This is a genomic window from Luteococcus peritonei, from assembly GCF_039526385.1.
GTDB lineage: Bacteria > Actinomycetota > Actinomycetes > Propionibacteriales > Propionibacteriaceae > Luteococcus > Luteococcus peritonei.
In genome coordinates, this window is record NZ_BAAAIX010000017.1 from 1 (window position 1) to 17,426 (window position 17,426).

General features: G+C 71.9%; 15 protein-coding genes. 5 read left to right on the plus strand and 10 right to left on the minus strand.

The window, feature by feature from the left end; all coding sequences use genetic code 11:
* Positions 1-194: 194 nt before the first annotated feature.
* Positions 195-1,001 (minus strand): pentapeptide repeat-containing protein, encoded by an 807-nt coding sequence (locus tag ABD073_RS08225; protein ID WP_343873559.1) that lies wholly within the window; start codon positions 999-1,001, stop codon positions 195-197.
* Between the two features lie 82 nt (positions 1,002-1,083).
* On the opposite strand from ABD073_RS08225, the gene ABD073_RS08230 reads away from it, so the two are divergent.
* From ABD073_RS08230 to malQ, 4 genes are all read left to right on the plus strand, one after another.
* The gene (locus ABD073_RS08230; RefSeq protein ID WP_343873560.1) at positions 1,084-2,496 is read left to right on the plus strand and encodes an MFS transporter; all 1,413 of its coding nucleotides are present in this window, start codon (positions 1,084-1,086) and stop codon (positions 2,494-2,496) included.
* Positions 2,497-2,542: 46 nt separating this feature from the next.
* Positions 2,543-3,484, plus strand: a complete 942-nt coding sequence (locus ABD073_RS08235; RefSeq protein WP_343873561.1) for an RDD family protein — start codon at positions 2,543-2,545, stop codon at positions 3,482-3,484.
* Complete coding sequence (locus tag ABD073_RS08240) at positions 3,484-4,284, plus strand: RDD family protein (RefSeq protein WP_343873562.1); 801 nt, start codon at positions 3,484-3,486, stop codon at positions 4,282-4,284. The genes ABD073_RS08235 and ABD073_RS08240 overlap by 1 nt, the downstream gene beginning before the upstream one ends.
* Before the next feature lie 86 nt (positions 4,285-4,370).
* Positions 4,371-6,527 carry a 4-alpha-glucanotransferase gene (gene malQ, locus ABD073_RS08245; protein ID WP_343873563.1) on the plus strand — a complete coding sequence of 719 codons (2,157 nt, stop codon included), beginning with the start codon at positions 4,371-4,373 and terminating at the stop codon, positions 6,525-6,527.
* 115 nt (positions 6,528-6,642) lie between these two features.
* On the opposite strand, the gene ABD073_RS08250 is transcribed toward malQ, so the two are convergent.
* The 9 genes from ABD073_RS08250 to fdrA form a co-directional block, all read right to left on the minus strand.
* Positions 6,643-7,209 (minus strand): isochorismatase family protein, encoded by a 567-nt coding sequence (locus tag ABD073_RS08250; RefSeq protein WP_343873564.1) that lies wholly within the window; start codon positions 7,207-7,209, stop codon positions 6,643-6,645.
* A 9-nt stretch (positions 7,210-7,218) separates the two neighbouring features.
* Positions 7,219-8,571 (minus strand): nicotinate phosphoribosyltransferase, encoded by a 1,353-nt coding sequence (locus tag ABD073_RS08255; protein WP_343873565.1) that lies wholly within the window; start codon positions 8,569-8,571, stop codon positions 7,219-7,221.
* 59 nt (positions 8,572-8,630) lie between these two features.
* The gene (locus tag ABD073_RS08260; RefSeq protein WP_343873566.1) at positions 8,631-10,238 is read right to left on the minus strand and encodes an ABC transporter permease; all 1,608 of its coding nucleotides are present in this window, start codon (positions 10,236-10,238) and stop codon (positions 8,631-8,633) included.
* Positions 10,235-11,167, minus strand: coding sequence for an ABC transporter ATP-binding protein (locus ABD073_RS08265; RefSeq protein WP_343873567.1), 933 nt, complete (start codon positions 11,165-11,167; stop codon positions 10,235-10,237). Before ABD073_RS08265 ends, ABD073_RS08260 begins: the two co-directional genes overlap by 4 nt.
* A complete protein-coding gene (locus ABD073_RS08270; protein WP_343873568.1) occupies positions 11,164-11,799 on the minus strand; it encodes a TetR/AcrR family transcriptional regulator in 636 nt (211 codons plus the stop codon). The genes ABD073_RS08265 and ABD073_RS08270 overlap by 4 nt, the downstream gene beginning before the upstream one ends.
* Before the next feature lie 136 nt (positions 11,800-11,935).
* Entirely contained in the window at positions 11,936-12,832 is an 897-nt protein-coding gene (gene arcC / locus ABD073_RS08275) for a carbamate kinase (protein WP_343873569.1), read from the minus strand.
* Positions 12,832-13,635: an oxamate carbamoyltransferase subunit AllH family protein gene (locus ABD073_RS08280; RefSeq protein ID WP_343873570.1), complete on the minus strand. Its 804-nt coding sequence runs from the start codon at positions 13,633-13,635 to the stop codon at positions 12,832-12,834. Before ABD073_RS08280 ends, arcC begins: the two co-directional genes overlap by 1 nt.
* A complete protein-coding gene (locus ABD073_RS08285; protein WP_343873571.1) occupies positions 13,628-14,917 on the minus strand; it encodes a YlbE family protein in 1,290 nt (429 codons plus the stop codon). Before ABD073_RS08285 ends, ABD073_RS08280 begins: the two co-directional genes overlap by 8 nt.
* 11 nt (positions 14,918-14,928) lie before the next feature.
* Entirely contained in the window at positions 14,929-16,620 is a 1,692-nt protein-coding gene (gene fdrA, locus ABD073_RS08290) for an acyl-CoA synthetase FdrA (protein WP_343873572.1), read from the minus strand.
* Between the two features lie 62 nt (positions 16,621-16,682).
* Between fdrA and ABD073_RS08295 the strand changes: the two genes are divergently transcribed.
* Positions 16,683-17,384: a GntR family transcriptional regulator gene (locus tag ABD073_RS08295; RefSeq protein ID WP_343873573.1), complete on the plus strand. Its 702-nt coding sequence runs from the start codon at positions 16,683-16,685 to the stop codon at positions 17,382-17,384.
* Positions 17,385-17,426 lie beyond the last annotated feature (42 nt).

Genomic DNA, 17,426 nt, shown 5'->3' on the forward strand with positions numbered 1-17,426 from the left:
ATCAGACGGTCACACAGGCCGCCTGACCAGCCCCTAGAAATCTGTCAACCAAACTGGGGGCAGTCCCGCCCGCGGGCACCACGGGGTGCTCGACGACGTCGATTGGGACCTGGTCATTCCCACAGAGGACCTCACCCCCGCACAGATTGCTTCACGAATCATCGGCTCGTGTGAATTCTTGGTGGACTGACTGTTCACTCGCACCAATGCTGCGGTCGAGTCAGCCCCTCGGGGAGCCGGGTGCGAGCATCTCCGCGGGCCGCGTCGAGCTGCTGCTGGGTGAGGAAGATCGCGCCGCTCAGGTCTACGCCACGCAGATCGGCGTCGCGAAGGTCGGCGCCCAGAAGGTCGGTGCGCTCGAAGCTGGCGCCGCGCAGGTCGCTCGCGATCAGCAGGGCGCTGCGCAGGCAGTGACGGTCCAGGTTGGCGCCGCGAAGGTCGGCACCCATCAGCTGTGCCCGAGGCCGGAAACGCCCGGGCTGGGGCGCCGGGTGGCGGTACTGCTCACTGACGGCCACCAGCAGGTCCCCGACCCGGCCCCGCAGCTCGCCGATGTTGATGGTGGCGAGCTCGGCCGCGTTGCTCTCCACCACGGTCCGCAGCTCACCAACGAGGTCGACCACGGGGCGAGTCAGCTCCCCGCGTGCCAGCTGTTCGGCCTCGGTGAGTAGCCGGCGCATCTCCATCAGGTGCCGCATGGCGGCAAAGACGGCGAACATCGAGCTGGCCAGGTCAGGATCGTCGCGCCAGTCCGCCCGCCCCGCGAAGGTGACCTGGGTGACCTGCTGCCCGGCCCCGAAGCAGTCGAAGACGGTGCAGGCCGGCCACCCCTCCTCCCGAAGCCGCGGGTGGATCCGGCACAGGTTGTCCTCGCGCAGGTGGTGGCACGGAGTTCCGGCCGGGATGTCGGCACCGAAGCCGCCGGAACGGGTTCGGGTGAGGGCGACACAGCACAGCCCGACGCACCGGGCGCAGTCACCCACGAAGTCCACGAGATCCACCTCCGGCATTGACACTAGGGGACCAACTCCCGGGCGGCATTCCATTTGTGCCGCCCGAGGTCCGCTCGCATAGAGTCCCACCGTGGCTGACGAACCCCTGGACCCGGACCGATCGGGAACCACTGCTGGGACCCAGCCCCCGGTGGTGCACGGCCGACGTGCCCTGATGGTGGGACTTCTCTCCGGCGTGGTCTGCGTCGCCTTCGAGTCCGTCGCGGTGGCCACCGCCATGCCGCAGGCCGCCAAGGACCTGGGCAACCTGGGGCTGTACGCCTGGGCCTTCACCCTGTTCGTCCTGGGCATGGTCTTCTCCACCGCCCTCGCCGGCCGGCTCAGCGACCGGGTCGGCCCGGTCAAGCCGCTGGCGCTGGGCACGGTGCTCTTCCTGCTGGGCCTCTTGGTGGCGGGAGCCGCCCCCTCGATGCTGGTGCTGGTGGCCGCCCGCTTCCTGCAAGGGGTCGGCGGCGGCGCCATGAACCTGTGTCTGATGGTGGTGGTGGCCAAGGCCTTCGACGAGCACGAGCGCGCCTCCATCATGACCATGTTCAGCTTCTGCTGGGTGATGCCCGCCTTCCTCGGCCCGCCGGTGGCTGCCTTCGTCACCCACCGCTTCGGCTGGCACTGGGTCTTCTGGGCCCTGGTTCCGCTGCTGCTGGCCGCCACCGCCCTGTCGGCCGGTCCGCTGGCCGAGCTGCAGCGTCGCCACGTGCCCCACGTGGAGGGCGCCAATCCGGTCCCGCTGTGGGCAGCGGGCCTGGCCGCGGCCTCGGCGGCCCTGCTGCAGGGCGCCAGCCAGCTGCTCGGCTGGACCGGTCTGGTGCTGGGCGTCGTGGCCCTGGTCCTGCTGCTGGTCTCCGTGCCCCGCCTGATGCCGGCCGGCTTCCTGCGGGTCCGCCCCGGACTGTCCGCGGTGGTCTGGAGCCGCGCCTGCCAGGCGGGCTCCTTCTTCGCCGCCGAGGCCTTCCTGCCGCTCAGCCTGGTGGAGCTGCGCGGACTGTCGCTCTTCCAGGCCGGCCTGGCCCTCACCATCGGCTCGCTGGGCTGGACGCTGGGCTCCTGGGTGCAGTCGCGTCCCTGGCTGAAGTTGCGACGAGACCAGATCATCCAGCTCGGCGTCGCCTGCACCCTGGCCGGCATCGGGGCCATCGTCGTGGCGGCCTGGCACCCGGCCGGCACCATCGCGCTCGCCGCTGTCGGCTGGACCGTCGCCGGCCTCGGCATGGGCCTGGGCATCGCCAGCGGCTCGCTGGCTGTCATGACGCTGTCCGAACCGGCGCAGCTGGGCCGCAACACGTCCAGCCTGCAGACCGCCGAGGGCCTCGGCAACGCCCTCGCCGGTGGCATCGCCGGCGGGCTCTTCCACGCCCTGCACACCCAGTCGTCCGGCTCCACCACCTTCGGCATGGTCTTCGCCGCCACCGCCGCCTGCGGCCTGGTGGGCGTGCTCGCCGCCTCGCGGATCGGCCACGTCCGCAATGCCACCGCCGGGGTGTGAGCCGCGCGCAACGGAAGCTGTCACAGCCACATGACATAGTGGAATGGTGACGAACCCACCGATGGACTGGTACCCGGACCCGGCCGACGCGACCCGTGACCGCTACTGGGACGGCGAGCGCTGGACGCACAACACCCGTCCCGCGCAGCCCCGCCCGCAGGCCCCCGTGGCCGCAAGCTCCGGCTTCGAGGCCAACGCCGCCCCGCCGCAGGGCAGCTGGCCGCAGCAGGGCGAGGCTCCGCAGCAGCCCGGCGCGCAGCAGGACAGCGCCGCCCAGCCCGGCTATGGCCCCTACCAGGGTGGCCAACCCCAGCACCAGATCCAGCCGGCGCAAGGCGCGGGACAGCCCTACGGCCAGCAGCCCTACGGCGCTCCCGGCGCGCAGCAGCCCGGCAATGGTTCCTGGGTGCCCGGCCAGCCCTATCCGGCAGCCCAGAGTGGCCAGGCCGCCACCACCGCCGACGCCGTGCCGCTGTCCGGCTGGTGGCGTCGTGTCTTCGCCTTCCTGGTGGACGGCATCGTCACCTCGGCGCTGCTGTGCCTGTTCGGCTGGAAGTGGGTCAAGCAGCTCGTCGACGGCTACACCGCCTATTTCAACGACATGATGGCGCAGACCCAGGCGGGCACCCCGCCCACCATGCCCGCCAACACCAACGACCTGCTGGTGAAGTACAACATGGAGGGCGCCCTCACCCCGCTGAGCGCGATCAGCTGGGCCGTCGCCCTGGTCTACTTCCTGCTGCTGTGGCGCTTCCTGGGCGCCAGCCTGGGCCAGCTGCTGATGGGGATCCGCGTGGTGCCCACCGACAACGGCCGCGCCCCGCGCCAGCTGGGCTGGGTCCCGGCCCTGGTGCGGGCCCTGGTCTTCTCGGCCGTCTCCGCCCTCCCGATCCTGCCGCTGATCAGCTACCTGATGCCGCTGGGCACCAAGCGCCGCCAGACGCTGCACGACATGGCCGCCCGCACCCAGGTGGTCCGGAGCCGTTGATGCCGGTCGCCGGCTGGTACGCCGACCCCACCGCCCAGGGTCGACTGCGCTGGTGGGACGGCCAGGGCTGGACCGGCCACGTCCAGGCGAGCCCTCACGGGGCCAGCCTGCCGCAGACTGGTGGGCCGCAGCCGCAAGTCGGCTGGGTGCCGCCGCAGCTCGGTGGGGAGCAGATGCAGGCCTGGCCCCAGCAGCAGGCCACGTGGCCGCCTGCCGCCCCGGTGGACGTCTTCGGGATGCCGGACAACCGCCCTCGCACCGCCGACGGTGTGCCGCTGGCGGGCTGGTGGGCCCGTGCCCGCGGCTACCTGGTGGACTCGATGATGCTGTGGGCCGTCTCGATGGTGCTCTTCGAGCACTGGCACGGCCCGCTGTTCAACGAGCTGCTGGGCCTGTGGCGCGTCTGGCTGCTGGTGGGGCTGGGCCCCGGCGGCCTGCAGGACTGGTTCACCGCAGACCTGCTGGGCATCTGGGTGCGCGCCATGATCCCCGGCGTGCTGCTGCGGGTGGCCTATGACGTCGCCTGCCTGTCCACCGGGGGAGCGACGCTCGGTCACCGGGCCGCAGGCCTGCGCGTCGCCCGACGTGACGCCGCTCTGGCCGACGGACCCCGCACCGGGCTGCGCTGGACCACCGCGCTGGTCCGTAGCCTGGTGGTGCGGCTGACCGCCCCCACCTTCGTGCTCTGGCTCGTCGTGGTGCTCTGGGCCGCCGTCGACCGGCGTCGCCAGGGCCTGCACGACCGGCTCGCCGGCACGCAGGTGGTGGACCACCAGTGGGCCCGCGCCGGGATGCGTTGAGCAGCCTCGATTCACCGGTCGAGACCGACGACCATCGCCGCTAGGCTGGTCCGGACTGCTGACGCCGAATCGACGGGATTTCCCCCATGGCACTGAACGATCCGCTGCTCGCCGAGCTCGCCGACCACTTCGGGATCGCCTCCGAATTCTGGGACTGGAAGGGCCGCCACACCCAGATCAGCGAGCAGACCATCATCGAGGTGCTCAAGAGCCTGGAGATCGACGCCTCCACCCCCGAGTCCCGCCAGGCCGCCGTCGAGGACCTGCGGCTGCGCCCGTGGCGCCGCAAGCTGCCCCCGTGCGTCGTGGTGGAGCAGGGCCTGCCCATCTGGGTGAACGTCCACGTCACCGCCGGAGCCGACGCCCAGCTGCACGTGTGCCTGGAGTCCGGCGAGACCCGCGAGGCCTGGCAGACCGAGAACCACGCCGACGACCGCGAGGTGGACGGCACCTGGATCGGCGAGGCCACCTTCCAGCTGCCCAGCGACCTGCCGCTCGGCTACCACCGTCTGGTGCTGCGCAGCGAGGACGTCGAGGTGGAGTCCAGCCTGGTCATCACCCCCAGCTTCCTGGGCCTGCCCGCCAGCATGAACAACCGCCGCATCTGGGGCTATGCCACCCAGCTCTACAGCGTGCGCTCCCAGGACTCCTGGGGTGTCGGTGACCTGACCGACCTGGCCGACCTGGCCGTCTGGTCGGCCACCCAGCAGTTCGCCGGCTACGTGCTGGTCAACCCGCTGCACGCGGCCCAGCCCAAGGAGCCGCTGGAGCCCAGCCCCTACCTGCCCACCAGCCGGATGTACGTCAACCCGCTCTACATCCGCCCCGAGGAGATCAGCGAGTACGCCCACCTGGGCGAGGCCGACCGTCGCCGGATCCAGCAGCTGCTCGACGACCTGCACACCGAGCTCGACGGCGTGGACGAGGTGCGTCGCAACGAGTCCTGGGCCGCCAAGGAGCAGGCGCTGCGCATCATCTTCGCCGCCGGGATGAAGCCCACCCGCCGGATGGCCTTCGAGGACTTCATCCGTCGCGAGGGCCGCCAGCTGCGCGACTTCGCCACCTGGTGCGCGCTCTACGGCCGCCACGGCGTCGACTGGCGCACCTGGCCGGAGGAGTTCCAGCGCCCCACCAGCCCCGAGGTGGCCGACTTCTACCGCGAGAACCACGACGAGATCCGCTTCTACAAGTGGCTGCAGTGGATCGCGGAGAACCAGCTGTCCACCACCCAGCAGTTCGCCAAGGATGCCGGCATGCCCGTCGGCATCGTCAGCGACCTGGCCGTGGGCGTCAACGCCGCCGGCGCCGAGACCTGGATGCTCTCCGACGTCTTCGCCCAGGGCTGCACCGTCGGCGCGCCGCCGGACCAGTTCAACCAGATGGGGCAGGACTGGGGCCAGCCGCCGTGGCGCCCCGACCGCCTGGCCGACCTGGCCTACGCCCCCTTCCGTCAGATGGTGCAGGGCGTGCTGCGCCATGCCGGCGGGCTGCGCGTGGACCACATCATCGGCCTGTTCCGGCTGTGGTGGGTTCCGAAGGGGCTGTCCGCCAAGGACGGCACCTATGTGCGCTACGACCACGACGCGCTGATCGGCATCCTGGCCCTGGAGGCGCACCGCTCCCAGGCGCTGGTGGTCGGTGAGGACCTGGGCACCGTCGAGCCGTGGGTGCGCGACTACCTGAGCCGTCGCGGCCTGCTGGGCACCAGCGTGATGTGGTTCGAGAACGACGAGCAGGGCCAGCCGCTGGCACCCGAGCAGTGGCGTGAGTACGCCATGAGCTCGGTCACCACCCATGACCTGCCGCCCACCACTGGCTACCTGGCCGGCGACCACATCCGGCTGCGCGACGAGCTGGGCATGCTCACCGAGAGCCTGGAGGAGGAGCTGGAGCACGGCCGCGCCGAGCAGCAGGCCATGATCGACGCCCTGGTGGCCCGCGGTGCGCTCAGCCCCGAGGACGCCGAGAGCCGCGACGTCGAGAAGATCGTGCTGGCCATGCACCGGATGCTCAGCTGGACCCCGTCGAAGGTGCTGAATGCGGCGCTGGTGGACGCGGTGGGCGACCGCCGCACCCAGAACCAGCCCGGCACCATCGACGAGTACCCCAACTGGCGGGTGCCGCTGTCCAGCCCCGAGGGCGAGCCGATGCTCCTGGAGGACGTCTTCGGCTCCGAGCGCGCCAACCGGCTGGCCGCCGTGATGAACGGCTTCGAGCAGCTCCCGGCCCGCCGCCTCGGCTGATCCGACGCGAATCATTGGGAAGGATTTGATCCCTCATCGGGCACAAAGCCTTCCCAATGATGTGGGAGCGCTCAGCGGTCCTTGCTGGTGAGGCGTGGCGTGGCGTTGATCGGGTTCAGGCGATGCCGATGCCGCGCTCGGCCAGCTCGGCGAAGACCGTCTCCACCCGCTCCGGGTGCACCGGGGCGGTGAGCTGGCCGAAGATGCTGGTGGCGAAGCCCTCCTTGGCTGCGTCGATCGCGGTGGCGCGCACGCAGTAGTCGGTGGCGATGCCCACCACGTCCACCCGGGTCACCTCGTGCTCACGCAGCCAGTCGGCCAGCCGCTGCCCCTCGTCGGTGCCCCCGATGCTGCCCTCGAAACCGGAATAGGCGGCCTCGTAGGAGCCCTTGTCGAAGACGGCGTCGAAGGCGAAACCGGCCAGCTCGGGGTGCAGCTGCTGGCCGGGCGTGCCCACCACGCAGTGCGGCGGCCAGCTGTCCACGAAGTCGGGCTGGTCGCTGAAGTGCTCGCCGGGATCGATGTGGTGGTCCCGGGTGGCCACCACCCAGTCGTAGCCACCGCGACGGTCCGCGAGCTGGGCGGCCAGCTTGCTGGCCACGACGTTGCCGCCGTCGACGCCCAGCGCGCCACCCTCGCAGAAGTCCACCTGGACGTCGACGACGACGAGTGCGGTGCTCATGGCTGCTCCTCAGATGTTGGTGGGGACGGCGGAGTGCAGGTAGGGGTTGTAGGCCTCGTCGCCCTCGGAGTCGAGGATGATCGTGGGGATGGCCGGCTCGCCCTTGCTGACCCGCAGCGCCGCCACCGGCAGTTCGGCGCGGGAACGCTCGTGCCGCTCGCGGGAGGCCTGCAGCTCCTCGCGGCCCACCACCTGGCCGTCGCGCACCAACTGGACCATCAGCTCGCGGTCGTTCGCGTCGCCCTTCGGGATCTCGCCGATGCCGATGATCTCGGCCGAGGCGGTGCCGTTGTCGTCGAGGCGGCGCAGCGCGAACTTGCGGCCGCCGACGGTGCTCTTGTTGGTGGACTTCTTCGCCACCGGGTACAGCTCGGCGGCGGGATCGTCGGAGTTGGCGCGCGAGACCAGCTTGTAGACAAAGCCGCAGGTGGGGTGGCCGGAGCCGGTCACCACGGAGGTGCCGACGCCGTAGCCGTCCACCGGGGCGCCGCGCAGCGCGGCGATCTGCCACTCGTCGAGGTCGCTGGTGACGATGATCTTCGTCTCGGTGGCACCCAGGTCGTCGAGCAGGTCGCGCATCTGACGGGCGACGATGGCGTGGTCGCCGGAGTCGAGCCGGATGGCCCCCAGTCGGCCCTCGGTGATCCGCACCGCGGTGCGCACCGCCTCCTCGATGTCATAGGTGTCCACCAGCAGGGTGGTCTTCTCGCCCAGCGCGGCGATCTGGGCCTTGAAGGCCTCCTCCTCGCTGTCGTGCAGCAGGGTGAAGGAGTGGGCGGCGGTGCCGGTGGTGGGCACGCCGTAGCGGAAGCCGGCCTCCAGGTTGGAGGTGTTCTGGAAGCCCGCCACGTAGGCGGCGCGGGCGGCGGCCACGGCGGCCATCTCCTGCGCCCGACGGGCGCCCATCTCGATGCAGGGGCGGCCCTCGGCCATGGCGGTCATCCGAGAAGCGGCCGAGGCGATGGCGGAGTCGAAGTTGTAGATGCTCAGCAGCAGCGTCTCCAGCACGCAGGCCTCGGCGAAGCTCCCCTCGACGCGCAGCAGCGGGGAGCCCGGGAAATAGACCTCACCCTCCGGGTAGCCCCACATGTTGCCGCTGAACCGGTAGGAGGACAGCCACTCGGCCAGCTCCTGGTTGACCACGTCGTGCTCCAGCAGCCAGGCCACCGTTGCCGGGTCGAAGGTGAACTCCTCCAGGGCGTCGAGCATGCGGCCCACACCGGCCACCACGCCGTAGCGGCGTCCCTCGGGCAGGCGTCGCGGGAAGAGCTCGAAGACGCTGCGGCGGAAGGCCGTGCCGGCACCCATGGCGGCGCGCACCATGGTCAGCTCGTAGTGGTCGGTCAGCAGTGCGGTGGTCATGGCGACGAGCCTAGGACACGGCGGACCGCCGGGTCACGACTGTTCGCCGTCGGCCCTTCTCAGGCCGGGATGCCGCGACGGCGGTAGCCCGCCAGCCCCAGAGCCAGCAGGCCCAGGGCCACCAGCAGCTCGACGGTGAACGGGGTCCAGCTCCAGGCGTCGCGCGGCAGCAGGCGCAGGTGGCCCCAGGGCTGCAGCCGCAGCAACCAGGCCGGCAGGTCGAAGAGCACCGCGACCCAGGTGGCGAACAGGGTCCAGCCCAGCAGCGCCCAGACCAGGCCGGTGAGCCGGGGCAGCCAGCCCAGCAGGGCCATGGCGAGGCCCACCACCAGCAGCACGCCCGGCAGCAGGCCCGCCGCGGCACGGCCATAGGTGCCCACCGGGCTCCAGTCGCCGCCCCGCAGCGCCTCGGCGAGCGGCAGCGCTGCCCCGACGCCCACCAGCACCAGGCAGGGGGCCACCGTGGCCAGCGCCAGGTGGGAGCTGGCCAGCCACAGCCGGCTGGTGGCGGTGGCCAGCAGCGGCTCGACGCGTCCGTGCACCTCCTCGCTGCGCAGCCGCAGCAGGATGCTGGCGCCGAAGACCGCCACCACCGTGGCGATGATGCCCAGCATGGCGCCGTAGAAGGCGACGTCGAGGTCCTGGCTGCCGCCCAGCTTCTCCAGCATCTGGCCCAGCTGCGGGTTGTCGGCCAGCGCGTCGTGCAGCTGCGCCACGATCGAACCCACCCCGGCCGCACCCAGCAGCAGCGCGAGGCTCCAGCCCAGCAGGCTGTTGCGCTGCAGCCGCCAGGCCAGGCCCCAGGCGCCGGACAGGGCGGGGGAGGCGACGGCCGGACCGGGGCGGGCGGCGACGAGTCCGGCGCCGTGGTCGCGGGCCGACTCCAGCCGGAAGGCCAGCAGTGCCAGCAGGACGAACAGGGCCAGCGCCATCAGCGCCACCCACCAGCGGTGGCCCGCGAAGGGACGCAGCAGCATGCCCCACTCCAAGGGCACCAGCCAGCCCAGACGGGCCCGCTCGGCAGCCGGCCCGGCCCCGTCGATCACCATGCGGGCCAAGAACATGCCGCCCCAGAGCAGCCCGATGGTCCAGCCGCGCACCGTGCGGGTGGACTCGAAGACCTGTGCCACGACGGCGCCGATCCCGGTGAAGAGCAGCGCCTCGATCCCCAGTGCCGTGCCGGACGCCAGCGAGCCGGCCACCGGCAGCCCCATTGCCACCAGGGGAGCGGCGGAGGCTGCGGTCAGGGCCAGCGCGGCCAGCGCACCCAGCAGCAGGCTCGCAGCCAGCGGGGCATGGCGGCCCACCTGGCCGGCGCGCACCAGCTCCAGACGACCTTCCTCCTCCTCGGCGCGGGTGGTGCGGATCACGGCGAAGCCGGCCATCATCGCGGCAAAGGTCGAGCAGAAGCCGCCCACCCGCCAGAAGACGAAGCCACCCGTGGTGTAGACGTCGAAGGCCGGGCCGAGCAGGGCCAGCATCGACGGGTTGTGGCGCAGTGGCTCCAGGGTGGCGCGGGGATCGGTGCCGGGCGGGATCATGGTCTCGTACTGGCCCAGGGTCAGCGGCATCAGGACGGCCAGGCCGGCGATCCAGCAGGCCAGGAAGAGCCGGTTGCGCCGCCAGGCCAGGCGCAGGCAGCCGGACAGGCCGGTCAGGGTGCTCATCGCCGTCGAGCCCCCGGGGCGGCCGGATCCTCCGGCCCCGTTCCACCGGATCCCTCGTAGTGGCTCAGGAAGAGCTCCTCGAGGCTGGGCGGGGTGGAGGTCAGCGAGCGCACCCCGTGGGCGGTGAGCACCTCCAGCAGGTCATTGATGCCGGCGGCGTCGACATGGGCGTGGACGGTGCTGCCCTCGATGCGCAGGTCGTGCACGCCCGGCAGCTGCTCCAGGCGCTGCGGCGGGGAGTCCAGCTCGGCGGTGACGTCGAGCCGGTGCAGGTGGCGCAGCTCGGCCAGGGTGCCGGTCTCCACGACGCGTCCGGCGCGGATGATGGAGACGTGGTCGCACAGCGCCTCCACCTCGCTGAGGATGTGGCTGCTCAGCAGGACGGTGCGCCCGGCGTGCTGCTCGGCGCGGATCTGCTCGGTGAAGACGCGCTCCATCAAGGGGTCCAGGCCGCTGGTGGGCTCGTCGAGCAGCAGCAGGTCGACGCGGCTGGCCAGGGCGGCCACCAGCGCCACCTTCTGCCGGTTGCCCTTGGAGTAGGAGCGTCCCTTCTTGCGCGGGTCCAGCTCGAAGGCCTCCACCAGTTCCGCGCGGCGGGCCGGGTCCAGGCCGCCGCGGGCCCGGCCCAGCACGTCGATGGCCTCGCCACCGGTCAGGTTGGGCCACAGGTTCACGTCGCCGGGCACATAGGCCAGGCGCCGGTGCAGCTCCGGCGCCTGGCGCCAGGGGTCGCCGCCCAGCAGACTGACGCCGCCGGAGTCCGCCCGGAGCAGGCCCAGCAGGATTCGGAGGGTGGTGGACTTGCCGGCCCCGTTCGGGCCCAGGAAGCCGTGCACCTGGCCGGCCGGCACGCTCATGGTGAGCCCGTCGAGGGCCCGGGTGCGGCCGAAGGTCTTGACCAGGTCGTGGATCTCGATGGCGTGGTTCATGCCTCGTCCTGGGGGCTGCAGGCGGTGCCGATCGCATCCGCGAAGCCGGTGGTGAGCAAGCCGTGGGTGAAGACATCGGCGGTGGCCAGGCTGTAGCGGTTCACGACGGCGGGATCGGTGAGGGAGTCGCCGCCCAGGGCCCGGCTGAAGGGCTCGGCCAGCAGCATGACGCCGCAGGAGGAGGCCACCATCCACGCGACGACGGCCTGCTGGTCGGCCATCGGACGGATCGCCCCGGCCGCGATGCCCTGCTCCACCAGCTCGTGGCTGGTCTCCAGCAACCGGTCGTAGATCCGGGTGGCGGTCTCGCCCCCGGCGCGCAGCGCCGCGACCAGGTAGGCCAGCAGCGGGCGGTACTCCGGATGCTGGCGCAGGTAGTCCTCCATGTCCGGCAGGGCATTGAGCGTGAGCAAGGTCTTCTCCTGGGCCAGCGCCGCCATGGCCCAGTCGTCGCAGGCCTGGCGCAGGCCCTCCTTGCTGCCGAAGTGGTGCATCACCAGGCCGGGGGAGACACCGGCGGCTCGGGCCACCTGGCGCACCGTGGTGCGCTCGAAGCCATGGCTGCCGAAGGCCTCGACGGCGGCGGCGCGGATCCGGGCCTCGGTGCTCAGGTCACTCCGGGTTGAACTCATGTTCAATAGTCTGAACGCTCATCAATGATGGGCAAGGTCCGGTGCTGTGAGCTTCGTCACCGGTGCCGGACGGGGCCAGACGCCCCGGACGCACCGCGGGCCCCGGTCGACGACCGGGGCCCGCAGCGTGGATGGGTCAGGCGTGCGGCAGCACGCGGGTGCCGGCGGTGCCGTCCAGGATCGCCTGCAGCTGGTCCAGGCGTCCGATCACGGCGGGGTGCCCGGAGGCGCGCACGAAACGGCAGGCCGCCGAGACCTTCGGCCCCATGGAGCCGGCCGGGAAGGTCATGGCGTCCAGTTCCTCGACGTCGATCTCGGTGATCGCGCGCTGGGTGGGCAGTCCCCAGTCCAGGTAGACGGCATCGGCATCGGTGGCCATCACGTAGACGTCGGCCTCGATCGAGCTGGCCATCACCGAGCTGGAGGCGTCCTTGTCCACCACGGCCTCCACGCCGCGGTAGCCGCCCTCCGGCACCTGAACGACGGGGATGCCGCCACCACCGGTGGAGACCACGATGTGGCCGGCGTCCAGCAGTCGTCGCACCGAGTCGATCTGCACCACGCGTCGCGGCATCGGGGAGGGCACCACGCGACGGTGGTCGTCGCCGTCGAGACGGAACTGCCAGCCGTACTGCGCGGCCATGGCCCGCGCCTGGTCCTCGCGGTAGACCGGCCCCACGAACTTCGTGGGATCGCCGAAGGCCGGGTCGTCGGGGTCCACCTCGGCCAGCGTCAGCACCGTGGTGAGCATCTGGCCGGGCGCCATCACGGCGCGCATCTCCATCTCGATCATGTAGCCGATCAGGCCCTGGGTCTCGGCGCCCAGCACGTCGAGCGGGTAGCCGTCCTTGTTGTGCAGCGCCAACTGGCCCACCTGCGGGCCGTTGCCGTGCGTGATCACCAGCTGGTGCTCCTGGGCCACGCGCGCCAGGACGCTGCAGGCCTCGCGCAGGTTGCGCCGCTGGTTGTCGATCGTCATCTGCTCGCCGCGACGCGAGATGGCGTTCCCGCCCAGTGCCACCACGACCCTCATCAGCTGACCTCCTGTGTTCGTCGTCGTCCATCCAGGGGCAGCGCGCTGGGCCGGGTCCACAGGGCGTGGAGGCCGTAGAGCGCATCGGCGCCCGAGCTGCTGCCGTGCTGTGCCAGCCGGTCCACCGACTGCTGCAACAGCGCCATGTCGTGGGAGCGCAGGGCCCCCAGCATGTTGTTGACCGCGCGTCCGGTCTCGCCGGCCAGGGCCGCGGCCAGCAGGCTGCTGGAGGTGCGCGTCGTGGCACCCACCGACGCATCATCGAGGTGCTCGAACTGCTCCGCGGAGCCGGTGACGGCCCGGTGCCAGGCGATCCAGCCCACCAGCACGTCGTCTCCGGCCGGGGTGAGCCCGGCGCCCAGGCCCATCAGCGCATCCACCTCTCCCGCCAGGGCGCGGCGCAGCGCAGGCTGGCCGAAGAGCCGACCGTCCTCGGAGGAGAACCAGGAGCGCGCCAGCCAGGGCTGGGCCATGGTGACGGCCGGCCCGGGGTCGATCGGACCGGTGAAGGGGGTCTGCATCTGCACCCGCCCCGCGCCCTCGGTCTCCACGTGCACCACGGCTCCGGGTGCCCAGGTCTGCTCGACGACGGCCTGCGAGGCCTCGTCGAGCATCACCTGCAACGGGCAGCAGACGTCATCGGTCAGGTTGACCACCATCGGGCGGCCGGCCGGGCCGGTCACCTCCAGGTTGGCGGAGTGCTCGAAGCGCTGCCCCATCCGCACCTGGCGCGCGCCGGCCAGGCTCTGCAGCCCCAGCGAGGTGCCGCGCACCGCGCGCAGCACCACGGGATGCTCAGGCATGGCTCTCGGCCTCGACACCGTAGCGCTGCGCCAGCGCCTCCAGGGCCTTGGTGAAGCAGCCCAGGGGAGCGCGGACCGTGCCGGCACCGATCTGGCCCACGCCCGGCTCGATGGAGGCGATGCCGGTGTTGATGATCGGGGTGATCCCGGTGGCCACCACCTTGCGCACGTCGATGCCCAGCGCAGTGCCCTGGAAGTCCCACGTGGGGATGGACAGCGCCGGGTTGTGGCCGGTGACGATCTCGGCCATCTCCTCGCTGGTGGCCAGTGCGTCGCCGAAGCCGCCGGCACCCAGGAAACGGGTCACGCCGGGGGCGGCGATCATGGCCATGCCGCCCAGGCCGAAGGTCTCGGTGATGGCGGAGTCGCCCATGTCGGGGCAGGCCTGCGACTGGTCGTAGCCGGTGAAGAACAGGCCGGTGGGGGTGTTCACCGGGGCGGTGAACCACTCGTCGCCCAGGCCGGAGACGCGGATCGCGAACTCGTGGCCGTTGCGGGTCATGGCGGTGACCACGGAGCCCTCGGTGACCTGGCGGGAGGCGTCGGTGATCGCCTTGCAGGCGGCCATCGCCAGGTTCAGGAAGAACTGGTCGGTGCGGCCCAGGAAGTCGGTGACCTGCTGCAGGACATCGGTCTCCAGGCCGGCGCGCACCAGCAGCGGGGCCATGTCCTTGGCGAAGATGGCGGAGGCGGCGATGTTGCGCTGGTGCATCTCGTCGCCCATGGTCAGGGCGCGGGCCATCACCGGGTTCAGCGGGTAGCCGCCGTCGGTCTGGCGCAGCGCGGCGGCCAGCGAGGGGCCGAGCACGTCGCGCATCCAGCGCAGCCGCTCGATCACCTCGTCGTCATAGGCGCCGAAGCGCAGCACCTTGCCGATGCCCTCGTTCATGGTGGAGAAGGAACGGTTCTCGCCGGCCTGGTTCTCCACCACGACCATGGCCATGTGGGCGCTGGTGATGCCGCCCATCGGGCCGACGGCACCGACGCTGTGGCAGGGCAGCAGGCGCACCTCGCGGGCCACCAGCTCGCGGGCCTCGGCCTCGGTGCTGGCCCAGCCCTCGAACAGGGCGGCGCCGATGCAGGAGCCCTGCACCGGGGCGGGCATGTCCTCGAAGGCGATCGGCGGGCCGGCGTGCAGCAGGGTGCGGGTCGGCTCGGCGAGCTCGGGGACCACCTCGTGCGCCTGCACCACGTCCACCAGGACGGGCTGGGCGGCCATCATGGCCTCGATGACGGCGCGGTTCGCCTCGTCGATGCTGGCAAAGGTCTGGGTGTCGGTCATGGGCTGGCTCCTCAACGGTTCATGAGCTGGGTGACGAGGGACGAGAGGCGGGCATCGCCGCCGGCCAGGGGCTGCCAGGTCCACTGGACCACGGCCTGTTCCTGGGCGGCGATGGTCTCCGCGAAGCCGGCCAGGCCGACGTTCACGACGCGGGGGCCGGCGAGCAGGTCGGCCACCGCGGGCGGCACCGGGGCGGCCTGCTGCTCGGGGCGTGCGGCGCGCGCGGCGGCGAGCTGCACCAGGCCTGCGGCATGGCGGGCGGCGGCGGCATTGCTGGGCAGGACGGTGACCCCGGCCTGCTGCAGGGTGCGGCGCTGGGCCTCCAGGTCCTGGAAGTCCTGGGCGGTGCCGCACAGCGAGGCGACGACGGCCACCTCGCGGCCGGCGGCACGGGCCCGCTCGATGCCCTCGCGCACCTCGGTGGCCACCGCCCCGGCGGGGTCCTCGGTGGAGCCGTGGCCCAGCACCACGTCGAGCAGCAGCACGGCCACCGACTCGTCGTCGAAGACCTCGCCGATCCGCTCGGAGCGGCTGGAGGGGTCGATCATCGGGTGCGGGCGGCCCTGGGTGTACTCGTCGTCGCCCAGGTCGATGATGCGGTGGCCCTCGGCGTCCAGCTGCACGCCGTGGGCGTGGTTGCCGTCGTCGGCGGGCAGGTCGAGCTCCTGGCGCAGCACCATGGCGGCCTCGCCGGCCAGGGTGCCGCCGGTGTAGAGGCCGCGGATGGTGCGCTGGCCGGGGGCGGGGGAGAAGCGGGAGCAGCCCGCCAGCTCGACGGCCTTCTCGGCGGCCTCGGCCATGGTGGCGACGAACCAGACGGTGCCCTCGCGCTCGACCTCGGGCCGCTCGCCCAGGAAGAGCGCCACGACGGGCTTGGTGAGCTGCTGGGCCGCGGCCACGACGCGCTCGCGCACCTCGGGGGCCGGGGGCTTGGAGACGATCACGATGGTGTCGGTGGCCTGGTCGTCGTCCAGCGCGCGCAGGGCGGCCAGGGTGGTGGTGCCGCCCACCGGGGCGGTCAGGTCGCGGCCGCCGACGCCGACGGCGTGCGAGGTGCCCAGGCCGAGCCGGTCCACCTGGCTCATCACCTCCTGGGTGCCGGTGCCGGAGGCGCCCACGATGCCGATCGAACCGGGGCGGGTGCTGTTCACGAAGGCCAGCGGGACGCCGGCGATCGCCGAGGTGCCGCAGTCGGGACCCATCATCAGCAGCCCGCGCTCGTCGGCCAGGCGCTTGAGGCAGACCTCGTCGTCGACGGAGACGTTGTCGCTGAAGACCATCACGTTGAGGCCCGACTCCAGCAGCTCGCGGGTCTGGGCCGCGGCGTGCTCGCCGGGCACCGAGACCAGCGCGACATTGGCGCCGGGCAGCTTGTCGAGGGCGCGGTGCAGCGAGCGGACCCGCGGCAGCGAGCTGGCGCCCTTGGCGGAGCTCTGGTTGTTCAACATCTCCAGCGCGGTGGCGGCCACCTGGTCCGCGGTGGCCTCGTCATCGGCCTCGATGCCGAGCACCAGGTCACCGGGCTGCGCGGCATCCACCTCGGCGGAGCCGAAGCCGGTGTTGCGCAGAATGTCCTTGTTGGCGGGGGTGCCCATCATGACCGAGACCTTGCTGACCCCCTCGAGGTCACTGAGCTTGCGGCTCAGCACCATCAGGGCCACGGAGTCCTGGTAGAGATTCGGCTTCACGACTGTCTTCAGCACGGAAATCCTCCTGTTCGCCGCGATGGTATACCAAAGCGGACCCTGCTCGGTAGACTTCGTCCATGACCACCCAGCCCCGACCGCCGGCCGTCGACATCGCCCGTCCGCAGGGCGTCAGCGTCGAGCTCACCGCCGCCAGCCATGCGTTGCGCGACCACGTGGTGGAGGTGCTGCGCGAGCAGATCGTCTCCGGCGAGCTGGAGCCCGGCACCCGGCTGCGGGAGCGGGCGCTGAGCGAGCAGTTCGGCGTCTCCCGGGTTCCGGTGCGCGAGGCGATCCTGGTGCTGGAGCAGCAGCGGCTGGTCATCACCGAACCCCGGGTGGGGGCCACCGTCACCAGCCTCACCGCCCGCGACGTCACCGAGCTCTTCGACCTTCGGCTGGCCTTCGAGCCGCTGACCGCCCGCCTGGCCGCACGGTCGCGCACCACCGAGGACCTCGCGGTGCTCGACGAGGACCATGACCGCGCCACCCGGGCCGCGACCACCGGCGATGCCGCCAGCGGATCCCGCGCCAATGCCGACTTCCACCGCGACCTGATCCTGGCCTCGCACTCCGAGCTGCTGCAGCAGGTGGTGGGCCCGCTCGACTCGATCATCCAGCGCCTCTTCCGCCAGACCATCACCCGTCACGAGGGTGACCTGTGCCGCGACCACGCGCACATCCTGGAGGCGGTGCGCAGCGGCGACGAGGAGCTGGCCGCCTTCTGGGCGGTCCGCCACGTGGAGAGCACCCGCGAGCACTCCATCGCGCTGTTCAGCTGAGGTCGGGCAGGCCCCGGGTCGCTGTTCCCGCCGGGCGGTTGC